This is a genomic window from Glaciimonas sp. Gout2 (assembly GCF_035018905.1).
GTDB lineage: Bacteria > Pseudomonadota > Gammaproteobacteria > Burkholderiales > Burkholderiaceae_D > Glaciimonas.
This window is the reverse complement of the sequence record NZ_JASJXA010000001.1, coordinates 201,224-218,686: the sequence shown is the minus strand read 5'-3', so window position 1 is coordinate 218,686 and position 17,463 is coordinate 201,224. Positions and strand designations below refer to the sequence as shown.

General features: G+C 49.6%; 12 protein-coding genes. 11 read left to right on the top strand and 1 reads right to left on the bottom strand.

The window, feature by feature from the left end:
- Positions 1-8: 8 nt before the first annotated feature.
- The gene (locus QN379_RS00945) at positions 9-263 is read right to left on the bottom strand and encodes a hypothetical protein (RefSeq protein WP_323505776.1); all 255 of its coding nucleotides are present in this window, start codon (positions 261-263) and stop codon (positions 9-11) included.
- A 470-nt stretch (positions 264-733) separates the two neighbouring features.
- On the opposite strand from QN379_RS00945, the gene gyrA reads away from it, so the two are divergent.
- From gyrA to QN379_RS00890, 11 genes are all read left to right on the top strand, one after another.
- The gene (gene gyrA / locus QN379_RS00940; RefSeq protein ID WP_323505775.1) at positions 734-3,445 is read left to right on the top strand and encodes a DNA gyrase subunit A; all 2,712 of its coding nucleotides are present in this window, start codon (positions 734-736) and stop codon (positions 3,443-3,445) included.
- A gap of 188 nt (positions 3,446-3,633) precedes the next feature.
- The gene (serC, locus tag QN379_RS00935; RefSeq protein ID WP_323505774.1) at positions 3,634-4,755 is read left to right on the top strand and encodes a 3-phosphoserine/phosphohydroxythreonine transaminase; all 1,122 of its coding nucleotides are present in this window, start codon (positions 3,634-3,636) and stop codon (positions 4,753-4,755) included.
- 308 nt (positions 4,756-5,063) lie between these two features.
- Positions 5,064-6,137, top strand: coding sequence for a prephenate dehydratase (pheA, locus tag QN379_RS00930; RefSeq protein ID WP_323505773.1), 1,074 nt, complete (start codon positions 5,064-5,066; stop codon positions 6,135-6,137).
- 146 nt (positions 6,138-6,283) lie between these two features.
- A complete protein-coding gene (hisC, locus tag QN379_RS00925; protein ID WP_323505772.1) occupies positions 6,284-7,390 on the top strand; it encodes a histidinol-phosphate transaminase in 1,107 nt (368 codons plus the stop codon).
- A gap of 56 nt (positions 7,391-7,446) precedes the next feature.
- On the top strand, positions 7,447-8,346 hold the full coding sequence (locus QN379_RS00920; protein WP_322235835.1) for a prephenate dehydrogenase: 900 nt from the start codon (positions 7,447-7,449) through the stop codon (positions 8,344-8,346).
- Complete coding sequence (gene aroA / locus QN379_RS00915) at positions 8,346-9,698, top strand: 3-phosphoshikimate 1-carboxyvinyltransferase (protein WP_323505771.1); 1,353 nt, start codon at positions 8,346-8,348, stop codon at positions 9,696-9,698. The genes QN379_RS00920 and aroA overlap by 1 nt, the downstream gene beginning before the upstream one ends.
- Positions 9,699-9,704: 6 nt before the next feature.
- Positions 9,705-13,301: a DEAD/DEAH box helicase gene (locus QN379_RS00910; protein WP_323505770.1), complete on the top strand. Its 3,597-nt coding sequence runs from the start codon at positions 9,705-9,707 to the stop codon at positions 13,299-13,301.
- A 166-nt stretch (positions 13,302-13,467) separates the two neighbouring features.
- On the top strand, positions 13,468-14,148 hold the full coding sequence (cmk, locus tag QN379_RS00905; RefSeq protein WP_322235841.1) for a (d)CMP kinase: 681 nt from the start codon (positions 13,468-13,470) through the stop codon (positions 14,146-14,148).
- Positions 14,149-14,572: 424 nt separating this feature from the next.
- Positions 14,573-16,288, top strand: coding sequence for a 30S ribosomal protein S1 (gene rpsA, locus QN379_RS00900; RefSeq protein ID WP_205322108.1), 1,716 nt, complete (start codon positions 14,573-14,575; stop codon positions 16,286-16,288).
- A gap of 23 nt (positions 16,289-16,311) precedes the next feature.
- Positions 16,312-16,617 carry an integration host factor subunit beta gene (locus tag QN379_RS00895; RefSeq protein WP_168051627.1) on the top strand — a complete coding sequence of 102 codons (306 nt, stop codon included), beginning with the start codon at positions 16,312-16,314 and terminating at the stop codon, positions 16,615-16,617.
- Positions 16,618-16,965: 348 nt separating this feature from the next.
- Complete coding sequence (locus QN379_RS00890; protein ID WP_322235845.1) at positions 16,966-17,280, top strand: LapA family protein; 315 nt, start codon at positions 16,966-16,968, stop codon at positions 17,278-17,280.
- Positions 17,281-17,463 lie beyond the last annotated feature (183 nt).

The following is a 17,463-nucleotide window of genomic DNA, read 5'->3' as shown; positions in this document are numbered from 1 at the left end:
TAGCTTGATCAGTTCAGGTGCCGTTCTTTCATAATGGGCGGTGCGAGTTGTCCATCACAGCCGGTCATGGCGGCTTGATCGTCCCAATATCCAGAGCGCCAGCAAAGGCCAAATTGGCTACGTGCGATGGGACCGCGGTTGTCCTGAAGATAAGCGTTACCTGAAGGAGGCACTTGAATGTCGGCGCTCTGGGCAAACGCAATGGTTGGCGCAAAATGAGAGGTGGCGCCTATTAATAGACTAAGCGCGAATACTTGACGCATAAATATGTTCCTGAGCGAAATGGCGGTTGTGACATTGTTTCGGACTTTGGTAACGGTGTTCTGCGCTCAATGGAACGAAATGAGACTTGGCGCAAACGCCGACCTAAAGGTAGCTACTAAAAAGTGAAAAGATGGTGGTGCTGAGGGTGATACCAAAAATAAGCGGACATGATGATTAATTTGATGGGCGTGATGATTTTGATGGGTTGCATTTAAGCATATTTATTGTGGGCAATACATCCATTTAGCGTGTTATGTCTAACTGCTGACTTTGGGAAAAGCCGAACAGCGAGCGTCACGTGCTAAAATCACGCGTCTTAATGTGAACCTTTGGCTGCATTCCCGGCTGAACTTGATGATTCTTAGTGAATCCATCAAAGTCACCCGATAGTTATTAAAAAGGAATGCCAGGCCATGGTCAGCTTTTATCCGTGATCTATCAACCTAAGTAAAGACTCGCCGACTCGCTAATGGATCAATTCGCTAAAGAAACAATACCGATTTCCCTCGAAGACGAAATGCGCAAGAGCTACCTCGATTACGCTATGAGCGTCATCGTTGGGCGTGCGCTGCCCGATGTACGCGACGGCCTCAAGCCGGTGCATCGTCGGGTTTTGTTTGCCATGCATGAAATGAATAATGTCTGGAACCGTCCCTACGTGAAATGCGCGCGTGTAGTCGGTGAAGTCATGGGTAAATATCACCCGCATGGCGATCAATCGATTTACGACACCCTGGTGCGTATGGCCCAGAGCTTTTCCCTGCGCTATATGCTGGTTGATGGGCAAGGTAACTTCGGTTCCATCGACGGTGATGGCGCTGCTGCGATGCGTTACACCGAGTGCCGACTAGACAAAATAGCCAGCGAAATTTTGGCAGATATCGATAAAGATACTGTTGATTTCGTCCCTAACTATGATGGCAAGGAAAAAGAACCATCGGTATTACCGACGCGGATTCCCAACCTGTTGATCAATGGTTCGTCTGGTATTGCCGTAGGTATGGCGACCAATATTCCGCCGCACAACATTACCGAAGTCATCAACGGTGCGCTGCATGTATTGCGCAATCCCGGTGTGACCATTGATGAACTGATCGAAATTATTCCAGCACCGGACTTTCCGACCGCCGGAATTATTTACGGCGTTACTGGCGTGCGCGATGGTTATCGCACAGGCCGTGGCCGCGTGGTAATGCGTGCCAAGACGCACTTTGAAGAATACGGTCGCGAAGGCAGGACTGCGATCATCGTCGACGAGCTGCCGTATCAGGTTAACAAGAAGGCGTTGCTGGAACGCATCGCTGAATTGGTCCGCGACAAAAAGCTCGAAGGTATTTCTGACCTGCGTGATGAGTCCGACAAGTCAGGTATGCGCGTCGTGATCGAACTCAAGCGCGGTGAAGTCGCTGAAGTCGTACTTAATAACCTGTACAAGCAAACGCAGTTGCAAGACACGTTTGGCATGAACATGGTGGCGCTGGTTGATGGTCAGCCGAAACTTCTGAACCTGAAGCAAATGCTGGAATGCTTTCTCTCGCATCGTCGCGAAGTGGTCACGCGCCGTACCGTTTTTGAGTTGCGTAAGGCCCGTGAGCGTGGCCATGTATTGGAAGGTTTGGCAGTCGCATTAGCCAACATCGATGATTTCATCGCTATTATCAAGGCAGCGCCGACGCCACCAGTGGCGAAAGCTGGCTTGATGGAGCGCTCATGGGATTCATCGGTAGTGCGCGATATGTTGCAACGGACCGGTGCAGAAAATACGGCTGGTATTAACGCATTCCGTCCCGAAAATTTACCTGTGCATTACGGTATTCAAACTGATGGCTTGTATAAGCTGTCGGACGATCAGGCGCAAGAAATTCTGCAAATGCGTTTGCAACGTCTGACTGGCCTGGAGCAAGACAAGATCGTCAACGAGTACAAAGATGTGATGATTACTATCGCTGACTTACTCGATATTTTAGCGAATCCAGAGCGCGTTACCGTCATCATTACTGACGAAATGAACGCTGCCAAAAATGAATACGGCATTGGTAACAAAGACGAGCGTCGTTCGCAGATTGAGTTGAATCCAACTGATCTCGGCACTGAAGATCTGATCACGCCGCAAGATATGGTGGTGACGTTGTCGCACACCGGTTACATGAAATCACAACCGGTTTCTGAGTATCGCGCGCAAAAGCGTGGCGGCCGCGGCAAGCAGGCAATGGCAACCAAAGAGGATGACTGGATTGATCAGTTGTTCGTCGGCAATACGCACGATTACATCTTATGCTTTAGTAACCGTGGTCGTTTGTATTGGCTGAAAATTTGGGAAGTGCCACAAGGTTCGCGCAATTCACGCGGCAAGCCGATTGTAAATATGTTCCCGTTGCAAGATGGTGAAAAAATCACTGTTGTATTGCCGTTGTCGGGCGATAACCGGACTTTCCCGGAAGATCGTTACATTTTTATGTCGACTAGCCTTGGCACAGTCAAAAAGACGCCGCTATCCGACTTTAGCAATCCGCGTAAAGCAGGAATTATTGCGGTGGATCTGGACGAGGGCGATTTCTTGATTGGCGCAGCGCTGACTGACGGTCAACACGATGTCATGTTGTTCTCGGACTCCGGCAAAGCAGTGCGTTTTGACGAAAATGATGTGCGCCCGATGGGTCGTACCGCCCGTGGTGTGCGCGGTATGAATCTGGAAGATGGACAACAAGTTATCGCCTTGCTGGTTGCTGAAAACGAACAACAATCGGTCTTGACCGCGACGGAAAACGGTTACGGCAAACGTACTCCGATTACTGAGTACACGCGTCATGGTCGTGGAACCAAGGGAATGATCGCGATTCAGACTAGCGAGCGCAACGGCAAAGTTGTTGCCGCCACGCTGGTTGAGCCTAGCGATGAAATTATCCTGATCACAACCGGTGGCGTACTAATCCGCACGCGGGTTGCTGAGATTCGTGAAATGGGACGCGCGACGCAAGGCGTTACCCTGATCGCAGTCGAAGACGGCACTAAGCTGAGCGGTTTGCAGCGGGTAATGGAAAGTGACGTTGAAGAGAGTATTACGGAAGAAGGCGCAACAGCTGATGGTTCGCCGGAAGCGCAAGCACCTTTTGCTCCTGACGTTGCAGGTGATAATGTTGCTGGTGACAGCGATGAAAGCGGTCCTGCCGATCCTGCGTAATTTTCGTTAGAAAATCCGGTCAATCAGGAGAAGGCTTCTCTTACTTGACCGGATTGTTGTTTGGGAGAGTTGGATCATCACGGTGGTGTGCGTGGTGAAGATACCTCTTCGGTTGCTTGTATTTCTTCTGCAGTTTATTAAATTTTTCAAAATCTCGCTGTCCCCAGCTTCCCTTGCCGAGTGTCAACATGCCTATTTATAATTTTTCTGCTGGTCCTGCTGTATTGCCTAAAGAAGTGCTACAACAAGCTGCTGCAGAAATGTTGGATTGGCACGGTAGCGGCATGTCGGTCATGGAAATGAGTCATCGCGGCAGCGAATTTATGTCGATACTGAACGCCGCGCAACGCGATTTTCGCGAACTGCTGGCCGTTCCTGATAACTATAAAATCTTGTTTCTCCAAGGTGGTGCCATCGCCGAAAATGCGATCATCCCAATGAATCTGGCTGCACGTCTGAGCGCGGATAACTTACTCCCCGGAACTGCCGATTACATCAATACCGGATCTTGGTCGACTAAGTCGATCAAGGAGGCCAAGCGTTATTGCGAGGTCAATGTGGCGGCGTCATCAGAGTCGCAACAATTTGCACAGATTCCGCCGCGCGCGAGCTGGAAATTGTCGCAAGACGCTGCCTATGTACATATTTGCACCAACGAAACTATTGATGGTGTCGAATATCAATTTACCCCTGATGTCAGGTTAGAAACCAACGGTGCGCCATTGGTGGCGGATATGTCGTCACATATTTTGTCGCGTGTGGTGGATGTCTCAAAATACGGTGTGATCTATGGTGGCGCGCAAAAAAATATCGGTCCAGCCGGTTTAACCATCGTGATAGTACGTGAAGATTTGCTCGGTCACGCAATGCCGGGTTGTCCCTCCGCTTTCGACTGGAAAATCGTTGCCGACAATGATTCCATGTACAACACGCCACCGACTTACGCGATTTATATCGCTGGTCTGGTATTTCAGTGGCTCAAGCAGCAAGGTGGCGTGGCAGCAATGGAGCAGCGTAATATCGCTAAAGCTGGTTTGTTGTACGACTATCTGGATTCAACCAGTTTTTACCAAACCAAGATTGCGCCAGATTGCCGGTCGCGTATGAACGTTCCATTCTTTTTACAGGACGAGTCTCGTAACGACGAGTTCCTGATCGGCGCAAAAGAACGGGGTTTGGTGCAGCTCAAAGGACACAAATCGGTCGGTGGAATGCGCGCCTCGATTTACAATGCGATGCCAATCGCGGGCGTAGAAGCGTTGGTCGCTTATTTGAAAGAGTTCGAAAAACGGGCTGAGCCGACCAAATAACGACTAAAGTGAAAGAGCATGACAATTGGGTTGGTTAAACGGTAAGCTTAGTGTTGGCCCAAAGCAGCGGACGAGGCAAATAGCACCTCAATCTCTCGGTCGCCATGAACCTAAGCCACATGCTCCAATTCTGGCAATCAAAACTTTGACAGCATTTTAGTCGTTTTAATAAAGTGTCAGAAATGACATTAGGAACTTCAGAGCAAAAACGAAGCAAAAACAGAGTAGCAATGCGGTAATAGCACAGCAAAGCAGGCAAGAAACCGATTCCGCAATAAAGACGCAAGAAAGCGACGCGACCGACCACCATGATCCAGCAAAAACTTCTACCGCTACGCCAGAAAATTGACGACATTGACGCGCAAATTCTGGTGCTGTTAAACAGTCGTGCACAGTTGGCGCAAGAAGTAGGGCATGTAAAAGCTGAAACCAACGCCCCCGTGTTTCGACCGGAGCGTGAGGCACAGGTATTGCGCAGTGTCGCGGACCGCAATCAGGGCCCTTTGCAATCGGGCGATGTGCAAACGATTTTTCGGGAAATAATGTCGGCATGCCGAGCGCTGGAAAAGCGCGTCACGGTCGCCTATCTTGGACCAGCTGGCACGTTTAGCGAGCAAGCTGTATATCAGCAGTTCGGGCATGCGGTTGACGGCTTGGCCTGTGCGTCGATTGACGAAGTGTTCCGTGCTGCGGAAGCAGGAACAGCGGATTTTGGCGTAGTACCGATTGAAAATTCATCCGAAGGCGTTATCAACCGGACGCTCGACTTGCTTTTGCAAACGACATTGCGGATTAGCGGCGAAGTGGCTATTCCGGTGCATCACAGCTTGATGACCAAAGACGGAACCACAGATCACGTCACGCGGATTTGCGCACATTCGCAGGCGCTGGCGCAGTGCAACGCATGGCTCAATCAGCATTATCCGAATATTGAGCGGCTCGCGGTGGCGTCGAATGCTGAAGCGGCCCGCATGGCGAGTGAAGATCCGACGGTGGCCGGAATTGCTGGTGAGATTGCTGCGCAGACTTATGGTTTGCAAATTGTCAGCGCGCATATTCAGGATGATCCGCACAACCGTACACGTTTTGCAGTGGTTGGCCGACTACACACAACCCCGAGTGGCAAGGATCAAACTTCGTTGGTGTTGTCGGTACCAAACAAAGCCGGTGCGGTGTACAGCCTGTTGTCGCCACTTGCAAGTCATGGAGTATCGATGAGTCGTTTTGAGTCGCGACCAGCGCGCATGGGTGCATGGGAATATTATTTTTATGTTGATGTCGAGGGCCACGAGCAGGACGAAAAAGTGGCCAAGGCACTGACCGAACTTAAGCAAAATGCGGCTTTTTTCAAGTTGCTCGGATCATATCCGCTGAGTCTTTAGCGTTTGATTTTATTACTGACTTTGTGCCTGACTTCGCTGCTCGTATTGAATGATCAGTGGCGAAGGCTAAAGGCTGAGACTGTCATGGCTTGCGCCACGCAATACAATGACTGAAAATTTACTACTATTTTTATAGAAAGTGCACGATGTCGATTCAATTGGGGCCAGATTACGTTCGTGCCATCGCGCCTTACCAAGGTGGCAAACCAATAGCTGAAGTTGCGCGCGAGTTCGGGCTTGATGAAGCGAAGATCATTAAGCTAGCTTCTAATGAAAATCCGCTGGGTATGCCGGAATCTGCCAAATTGGCCATGCAAGCAGCGGTCGCTGATATTGGCCGCTATCCGGATGCTAACGGGTTTGAATTGAAGGCCGCTATTACGGCCAAATATGATGTACCAGCAGAGTGGATTACGCTGGGTAATGGCAGTAACGATATTCTTGAACTTGCTACCCATGCGTTTGTGCAGCCGGGTCAAGCCGCAATGTATGCCGAGTATTCCTTTCTCGTGTACGCGCTGGCGACTCAGGCGGTCGGCGCGCGTGCGATTGTGGTGGCTGCTAAAGATTTCGGTCACGATCTGCTGGCGATGGCGGCGGCGATTACGGATGACACGCGTTTGATTTTCATCGCGAATCCGAACAATCCAACCGGGACCTTTATTCCTGCCGTGGAACTTGAGGCTTTCTTGCAGCAAGTACCTGCCCATATCGTGGTCGTTCTGGATGAGGCGTATAACGAATACTTACCGCCGGAATTGCAATACGAATCAATTGCCTGGGTGCGTCAATACCCGAATTTATTAGTCTCACGCACGATGTCGAAAGCGTATGGACTTGCGGGGTTGCGTATCGGTTTTGGCATTGCACAACCTGCGATCACCGATTTGCTGAATCGTATTCGTCAGCCGTTCAATGTCAATTCGTTGGCACAGGCGGCAGCCGTTGCAGCGCTGAACGATAAACCATTCTTGCAACGCAGCGCAGAAATTAATGCCGCTGGGTACGCGCAGTTGACAGCCGCGTTTGACGATCTGAAACTGAGTTACGTGCCATCGTTCGGTAATTTCGTGATGGTTAAAGTGGGTGACGATGTTGACGCCGGTTCACGTGTCAATCTGGCTTTGTTGAAGCAGGGCATCATCGTTCGGCCGGTGGGAAATTATGGCTTGCCGCAATGGTTACGGATCACAATAGGATTGCCGCATGAAAATGCTGCTTTTATCGCAGCGCTAAAGTCCTTGTTAGCTTGATGTAATCGGGACGGTTGTCACTTTATCTTTTTTCCATTCCTGTCGAAGCCTTCATCGTGTTTAAGAAAATTGCTATTTTTGGGGCCGGCCTGATTGGCGGCTCATTTGGATTGGCGCTCAAGCAAGCGGGCATGGTCCAGCAAATTGTGGGTGCGGGACGGAGTCTCGCCTCATTGCAACGTGCGCTAGAGCTCGGCATTATTGACGCCATCGCAACGTCGGTGGCGGATGCCGTTGCGGACGCCGATCTGGTATTGATTGCGGCACCTGTCGCTCAAACCGGAGCGATCCTTGCCAGTATTCAGCCTCACTTGCAAATCGGCACTATCGTCACCGATGCGGGTAGTACCAAAGGCGATGTCGAAGCATCGGCACGCTTGGCTCTGGGTGTAAAAATCGGGCAGTTTGTGCCCGGTCATCCTATCGCAGGACGAGAGAGTAACGGTCCGGGCGCTGCCATTGCAAGTTTGTACGTGGGTAAAAAAGTCGTGCTGACGCCGTTGCCGGAAAATAGCGAAGCAGATATCCAGCGCGTTGCTAATGCGTGGAAGCAATGCGGTGCCCATATTCACCGTCTTTCCAGCGCTCAGCACGATGTGGTATTTGCGTCGGTGAGTCATTTGCCGCATGTGTTGGCGTATGCGCTGGTCGATGATATTGCCAGTAAGCCGCACGCTGATGTGTTGTTTCAATATGCGGCCAGCGGCTTCCGGGACTTTACACGTATCGCCGGATCATCGCCGGAAATGTGGCGGGATATCTCACTGGCAAATCAGGACGCATTGTTACAAGAGCTTGATGCTTATCAGATAAAGTTGTCGGAAGTACGTGCTTTGCTGGCATCTCGCGACGGTGCGGGTCTTGAGGCTATTTATCAGAATGCGCAACAAGCGCGCCAACGTTGGATCAGCGCCATCGAAGCGGCGGAAAAACAGAACAAGGAAGGTGGAGATTAATGCAGAACCAGCAGACAAAACAGACCAAAAAGCACTATGCGAAATATATCGACTTACATCCGGTCGTGAAATGTCAGGGCACGGTGAAATTACCCGGCTCTAAAAGTATTTCCAATCGCACGCTATTGTTGGCCGCGCTGGCACATGGCACGACAGAAATTCACGATCTGCTGGCCTCTGATGACACGCTTGTCATGCTGATGGCGTTGAAGCAATTGGGAGTCGACTGGGAGCAAGCGGAGGGGTCGCAAAACTACACCATTCACGGCTGTGCCGGACGTTTTCCGATCCATCATGCAGACTTGTTCATGGGCAACGCGGGTACCGCGATTCGGCCATTGACGGCCGCTTTGGCAGCGATGGGTGGCGACTATACGTTGCACGGCGTATCGAGAATGCATGAGCGACCAATCGGCGATCTGGTCGATGCGTTAAATGCTATCGGTACCCGGATCGATTACACAGGCGTTCCGGGTTATCCGCCATTGCACATCCATCGCGGTCAGTTACATGCGCAACGGATGTCGGTGCGCGGCAATGTGTCGAGCCAGTTTTTGACCGCTTTGCTGATGGCTGCACCGTTAATGGCGCAAGATCATGCGGTAACGATTGATGTCATCGGTGAATTGATTTCTAAGCCATACATTGAGATCACATTAAATCTGATGCAACGGTTTGGCATTTTAGTTGAGCGTGAAGGCTGGCAGTCGTTTTTCATTGCAGCCGGTCAACAATATCAAAGCCCCGCCACGATTCATGTCGAAGGCGACGCCTCATCGGCATCCTATTTTCTGGCCGCTGGCGCTATTACGGGTGGTCCGTTGAGAGTGGAGGGGGTCGGCAATAATAGTATTCAGGGCGATGTCCGTTTTGTTGAGACCTTGCAACAAATGGGGGCCAATATTACGATGGGCGATAATTGGATCGAAGTGTCATCCAACGGTGGCTTGAAGGCTATCGATGCCGATTTTAATCATATCCCGGATGCGGCCATGACGATTGCGATCGCTGCCCTATACGCGGACGGTCCCAGTACTTTGCGCAATATTGCCAGTTGGCGGGTCAAGGAAACTGATCGCCTGAGTGCCATGGCAACGGAATTGCGCAAGTTGGGTGCGACCATCGAAGAGGGCGAAGATTATCTGCGGGTTACGCCGCCGACGACTATGCAACCGGCCACGATCGATACATATGATGATCATCGTATGGCGATGTGTTTTTCACTTGCCTCTCTTGATGGTGCGGCGCTGCGTGGTACAACGGTACGGATTAACGATCCAAAATGTGTGGCAAAAACATTCCCGGATTATTTTGATGTTTTTGCTAAGCTCGCTGAGCAAACGTTACTGTAAGGCGACATGCTGACTATTCCTTTTGCTATAGAAGATATCGCCAGATCGGTCTCGGACGCGACCATCGCACGTGCTCAGGAATACGTCCAGCAGCAACGCGTGATGGTCCTTGATGACGACGGCCGAAATGGCCTGACGAGTCGCGTGCGAGGAAGTCGGAGCAATACATACGATCAAAAAATCACACTCGCTGACAACGGCGGAAGGCTCAATGTCGAGGGCATTTGTTCCTGCCCCGTAGGCTATAACTGCAAACACGTTGCAGCGGCGTTGATCGAGTATTTGGAACGTGTCAAACCGTCGACTAGCGTAGCGTCAAATCACGCCAACAGCCAAACAAAATCGGGTGCGCAACTGCCACGCGTGATTGGAAACTGGTTGCAACGGGTAGAGGAAGAGTTGGTTGTCAAGCCGATGGCGATCTCGATGCATCGTGCGGCAGTATCATCCGATTATCAAATTGTTTTTGCGCTCGTGCCGACACAAAATGGTAAGCAGGTTCTGCTCTATCTATGCAAAGCAAGGCTGCGAAAAGATGGCCGCTTCAGTGCGATCAAACCGCTTGGCGACAACTATAATTTCTACAATGCAATCCGTGATTTTTTGCCTGAGATTGATCACGATACGGTGAGTTTATTTATCGCGCTGGTCAGCCGAAAAAATCAAGGTACGCCGTACTATCAATCTCAAGTTCAGCAAAACAACTGTGAGCTAACCGGAAAACTGGGCGCGCAATTATTGCGGTTATTATTAGAACAGAAGAGTTTGATGTGGGCCAATTCGTCTACCGACTTAAGTAAAGGACAGGCGCATTTTCTATCATTGTCAGAGGCGCGCGATGCGACTCTGCAATGGAGTGAGCAGCGCCAGCAAGAGTCCCTGGATGAGCCGCGTGAAGCGCCTCATACAAAATGGGCACGACCTCTCGGTCAATCGACTAAGACAGCAATCGAGGTGCCGCGAGAGGTGTTTAAACTGGTTTGGCAATTTGCGTCAAATGGATCGGATAGCACGGATTCCACCGCTGAACATGGCGAGACAATTGACTACGTTTTACCGACCGCACCGCCTTGGTACATCGATAATCTTTCTTGCGGCGAACTGAGGTTACCTTCGGCCTTTCATCATATTGCGCAAGAGGATTTGATTAATGTGGTCGCGCAAGCACCGCTGATTGACGCCGGCAACAAGCGGCAAGTCGCACAATTATTACTCAGCCAGGGTATCAGTGATGTGATCCCGATGCCGGTCGATATTCCTTTTTCTGTGCTGGAGGCAATAACGCCGCAGCCGATATTGGTATTGGACAGCGTGTCTGACGATAACGGGGTGATACACGATTTTGCGCAACTATTTTTTTCCTACGATGGCGCGATTGTCACGACGGAATTTAGTCCCATATTTCAGCGCAATAGTCCAAAGGGCGTTGAAAAGATTTTGCGTAATCAGAGTCTGGAAAATGCAGCTATTCAAACATTACTGGATGTGAAGCTGCGTGAGGTCAGTGACGATAATCATTTTCTGATGCGCCGTAATCCTCCTTTCGTGATGCAAAGCGAAGCAGCATGGCTACACTTTGCTAAACAAGATTTGCCTGCGTTAATTGCGGCTGGCTGGAAGATAGATAAATCACCTGACTATCGTTTTGATGTCGCTGAAATTGAGGATTGGTACGCTGATATCAATGATGCGAATCATCGGGAAACACGAGAAGATGATGGGCAAGATGGTGATATGCAAGGCAGTCACACGCCCGAAGTGGATGCCGATCCGGCTGGCAATCCATGGTTTGATCTGGCGCTGGGCATAGTCGTCAAGGGAGAGCGTGTTTCTCTGTTGCCACTGTTAATTGATTTGATCCGGCAAGCGCCGGATGACTTTAATCAGCGCGCTTTGGCGCAACGCCCTGATGATGAAGAGTTTTTGATGCAACTGGAAAGCGGACTACGTGTAGCGTTACCGTGGGGTCGCATCAAACCTATTTTGAGTACTTTAGGTGAGTTGTATTTTACCGATAGAGTGGGCGATTCTGTCCGTCTTTCAGTGCTCGATGCAGCACGTCTGGCGGAGTTGGAAGGTCATGCCGAGTTACGCTGGATGGGTGGAGATCGTTTGCGTCAGGTCGGCAAAAAACTCAACAGTTTTGGCGGCGTTCAGCAAGTGGCGGTGCCGGATGGTTTACAGGCGACCTTGCGCGATTACCAGCGCGAAGGTTTGTCCTGGATGCAGTTTTTGCGCGAATATGATTTTGCGGGTATTTTGGCTGACGATATGGGCTTGGGCAAAACCATTCAGACACTTGCACATATTTTGATCGAAAAAAATGCGGGTCGATTGACATCGCCTGCGCTAGTTGTCGCGCCCACCAGTCTGATGTCGAATTGGCAGGAAGAGGCAGAACGCTTTGCGCCAGGATTGAAAGTCCTGGTATTGCAGGGAAAACAGCGGCTGGCCTATTTCGATCAAATCAATGACGTCGATATCGTGCTGACTACTTATGCACTGTTGCCGCGCGACGAAGAGCGTTTACGTGCATATCAGTATCATTTGTTGATTTTGGACGAGGCGCATTATATAAAAAATCCGCGTTCGAAAGCGGCACAAAGTTTAAGTCTGTTGAAAGCACGGCATCGGCTATGCTTGACTGGAACGCCACTTGAAAATCACTTAGGTGAACTGTGGTCGCAGTTCCATTTCTTGTTGCCGGGTTTGTTGGGATCAGAAAAAGACTTCAATCGAGATTTCCGTACGCCGATAGAAAAATACGCTGACGATAGTCGAAGAGCGCTGCTGGTACGACGAATCAAGCCATTTTTGTTGCGCCGAACCAAGGATGCCGTGGCGAGCGAATTGCCGCCCAAAACGGAAATGGTGCGGCATGTCGAACTCTCCGGTCCGCAACGTGATCTATACGAGACGGTGCGGCTGGCTATGGATAAAAAAGTCCGTGCAGCAATTGAGAGCAAAGGCGTGGCCGGCAGTCACATCATTATTTTGGAGGCATTGCTTAAACTGCGGCAGGCATGCTGCGATCCACGGTTGGTAAAGACGTCGACCGACGAAAGTGCCCGATCAACGCATGTTCCTTCCGCTAAGTTGTTAGAGTTAATGGAGATGGTGGACGAGTTGCGTCAGGAGGATCGGCGAATTTTGATCTTCTCTCAATTTACCAGCATGCTGGCACTGATCGCTGAAGCGCTGACCGCCGCAAACGTTAGCTACGCATTACTTACAGGCGAGACAAAAGATCGTGGCGCTGTAGTGCGGTCCTTCCAAGACGGTGACGTGCCGGTTTTTCTGATTAGTCTGAAGGCCGGTGGCGTGGGTTTGAATTTAACCGCAGCCGATACAGTTATCCATTACGATCCATGGTGGAATCCGGCGGCTGAACTGCAAGCAACCGACCGCGCCTGGCGAATTGGCCAGGATAAACCGGTATTTGTATACAAGCTCATTGCTAAAGGCACGGTAGAAGAAAAAATTCAGGCCTTACAAGGCAAGAAAGCAGCGTTGGCTGAAGCCATCCTTGGCACCACCGGTGAAGCGCTAAATGTGAAACTGACAGCGGAAGATTTGCAAGCCATCTTTGAGCCGTTGGTTTGAACTACGGTTGCGACAGTGGCGATTGCGCTGGTTTTTGTTTACGCGATATTTTTCGATAGGATTCCCTAATAACGTTGCATGCGCGACAATCTGATGTTGTACGTCGTTTTTTATATTAAGAGCTACGACAACCCCATTTTCCTATTTGTTAACAATTTGACTCTTCATGCCTAATTCTCAGACACCCGTCATTACTATTGACGGACCAACCGCTTCAGGAAAAGGGACGGTGGCACAAAAAGTAGCACAGCGCCTGGGCTTTCATTACCTTGACTCAGGTGCGTTGTATCGCCTCACCGCGCTGTCAGCGATACGCCGAAATACGGCCCTTAATGACGAGCATGCGCTTGCAAAGGTAGCTGAGCATTTGAACTGCCAATTCGATGGCGCGCACATATTTTTATCTAAAGAAGATGTTACTGAGGCCATTCGAGTAGAAAAAGTTGGTAACACTGCATCAAAAATCGCTGCGTTGATGCCAGTCAGGCAAGCCCTTTACGGATTACAACTGGGCTTCCACAAGGCACCAGGCCTGGTCGCGGACGGTCGGGACATGGGATCGGTGATTTTTCCGCATGCTGTGCTGAAGGTATTTCTGACAGCGAGTGTTGCAGCCAGAGCGCAAAGACGTTACAAGCAATTGATTGACAAGGGAATTTCTGCTAATATGCAAGACCTCACAAATGATTTGAGTGAGCGTGATGACCGTGATACCCATCGCAGTTCTGCGCCACTTAAAGCTGCTGAAGGGGCATTTCTTCTGGATACTTCGGAACTCACCGCGGAACAAGCGGTTGAGCAAGTACTTGGTTGGTATGCGTCAGTGAAGCCAGTCATCAAGCTGTAATGTGTTGCTGGTTGTGTGGCTGAGCGGATGGTGCGGCAATATGTTGGTTGCCTTGCACGCATTACTTAAGGATTATTTAAGAATTACGTCAGCATCAACCGCAATCGCTTTTGATTTTTATCGCGATGCCTTGGCAATATTGCAATATCTGATGAGTAAAGCGTCAAAAAACATTAAAAGTAGCGCCTGTTAAATAAACATTCGACACATGTCGAACGCTATTTAAACCGGTGGCATCACAATATTTGTTCAGTAGATGTTGTTTAATTCGTTGTACCTAGCTGTTCGATCCGTCGCAAAGTTGGATCGGACATTTAAAAACCTAACCCTTTATTGATCGTATTCTGGTTGTTGTGCTTATCTAAGAGTTTATTATTTAGGTCGTTTGAATGCGTCGCAATACTGGCAAAACTAGTCAAATCCTATGTCAATCACTGTTCTGTCCTCTACCTCTGGCGAAGCGAGTGCTTTCGCCGCACTATTTGAAGAATCGCTGTCACGTCAAGACATGCGTTCTGGTGAAGTGATTTCTGCTGAAGTCGTTCGTCTTGATCATAACTTCGTTATTGTCAACGCCGGCCTGAAGTCAGAAGCGTTCATTCCAATTGAAGAATTTAAAAATGACCTCGGCGAACTCGAAGTAAACGTTGGTGATTTCATCTCCGTTGCTATTGAATCGCTGGAAAACGGTTTCGGCGACACAATCCTGTCGCGTGACAAAGCTAAACGTCTGGCATCTTGGCTCTCGCTTGAAAAAGCGATGGAGTCTGGCGAGATCGTCACTGGTACTGTCAATGGTAAGGTTAAGGGCGGTCTGACTGTTCTGACAAACGGCATTCGTGCTTTCTTGCCGGGCTCGCTGGTCGATACGCGTCCTGTTAAAGACACGACGCCTTTCGAAGGCAAGACCATGGAATTCAAGGTCATCAAGCTAGATCGTAAGCGTAATAACGTTGTGTTGTCACGTCGCGCTGTAATCGAAGCATCGATGGGCGAAGAGCGTCAAAAACTGATGGAAACGCTGAAAGAAGGCACCATCGTTAATGGCGTAGTCAAAAATATCACTGACTATGGCGCATTCGTGGATCTGGGCGGTATTGATGGTCTGTTGCATATCACTGATTTGGCATGGCGTCGTGTGCGTCACCCATCAGAAGTGTTGACAGTCGGTCAAGAGATCACTGCTAAGGTTCTGAAATACGATCAAGAGAAAAACCGTGTCTCGTTGGGCGTCAAGCAATTGGGCGACGATCCTTGGACCGGTTTGTCACGTCGTTATCCACAACACACACGTCTGTTCGGTAAAGTCACTAACCTGACTGACTATGGCGCATTCGTTGAAGTCGAGCAAGGTATCGAAGGTCTGGTTCACGTTTCAGAAATGGACTGGACTAACAAGAACGTGGCACCAAACAAAGTCGTTCAATTGGGCGATGAAGTTGAAGTCATGGTTCTGGAAATCGACGAAGACCGTCGTCGTATCAGCCTGGGTATGAAGCAATGTAAAGCTAACCCTTGGGACGATTTTGCGATCACCCACAAGAAGGGCGATAAAGTCCGTGGCGCGATCAAATCGATCACTGACTTCGGCGTGTTCATCGGCCTGGCCGGTAACATCGATGGCTTGGTTCACCTGTCGGATCTGTCATGGACAGAAACTGGCGAAGAAGCAGTCCGTCGCTTTAAAAAGGGTGACGAGCTGGAAGCCATCGTATTGGCTATCGACGTTGAGCGCGAGCGTGTTTCTCTGGGCGTCAAGCAATTGGAAGGCGATCCATTCAACAACTTCGCAGCAATGAACGACAAGGGTTCACTGGTAACTGGTACGGTTAAGTCGGTTGAGCCTAAAGGTGCTGTGATTCAATTGTCTGAAGAAGTTGAAGGCTACTTGCGCGCTTCCGAAATCTCCCGCGATCGCGTGGAAGATGCCGGTACTCACCTGAAAGTTGGCGATGTGTTGGAGACAATGGTCATCAACGTTGATCGTAAAGCACGTGGTATTCAGCTTTCGATCAAAGCAAAAGACAATGTTGAAACACAAGAAGCAATGCAGAAGATGTCTACTACAGACTCTAACGCTGCTTCCGGTACAACAAGTCTGGGTGCGTTGTTGAAAGCTAAATTCGACAACAAGAACTAAGAAATAGTTAAGCGAGCACGCTAATGACAAAGTCGGAGCTGATTGCCCGCTTGGCCGAGCGTTATCCGCAGCTGGTTGCTAAGGATGCGGATTACGCGGTCAAAACGATACTTGATGCAATGGGCGATGCTTTATCGACAGGTCAGCGCATTGAGATTCGTGGTTTTGGCAGTTTTGCGCTAAACCGCAGACCGCCGCGGATTGGTCGCAACCCGAAATCAGGGGACAAGGTAATGGTGCCGGAAAAGCGGGTGCCACACTTCAAGCCTGGTAAAGAGTTGCGTGAACGAGTCGATGCTATGGTCGGGCAACCAATCAAAGAAGACTAAGTTGTGCGTACGAAATAAAAACGGCATCTTCGGATGCCGTTTTTTTTCACGTACAATTTCAGTTATTTACGTAATTGTGTATGTGATCGTGTATTTGGCGTCATAACTGATCTATATAAATTAATCTATATAAATTAATCTATATTAATTGATTGATATAAATTGATGGGTATATACAGTTGAGTTACGTATGTTGGGAACATCAGAACACGCCGGAGGTGCTCTGATCGTTGTAAAGTTGTGCATTGGGTTTATCGGAACAGGTATAAAAGCGATGAACGGGCAGCACGCCAGTTTGTCTGACGCAGAGGCAATGCTGTCTTTACATCACCAATCAGGAACCGCATTATGAAAATTATTTCCCGAGTTATTGCAATTTTATTATTCTTGGTTTTCTTTGGTTTCGCATTGAAGAATACACAGGAAGTGACACTCGAATTCCTCCTAAATTACCAAATCCGTGGTCCACTAGTTTTAATCCTCTTAGGCTTCTTCGGTTCTGGTGCAATTCTAGGTGTATTGGCAATGGCGCCAGCTGTGTTCCGCCACCGTCGCAGCGCCTCCAAATCCCAAAAAGCACTTGCATCGATGCAGCGGGAGCGTGAAGCCCAGCGGCTCGCGAGCGCCGAAGCACCGCCACCGGACAGTATCCGGAATAGTTAATGCCGTGCAACATCGCATGTGGAATCGTCAGCTTCTATAAAAGGCTAGTGCGTATCATGTGCGATGTGCGAGTGCATTAATGTGTCAGCAAAACGGAGCGCAAAAGTCGAGAGTGGAAATAGTTAACAAACTTTCTATTGAACGAACTGGCGCCATAGTTCTCCCCCGAACTATTACCGATCT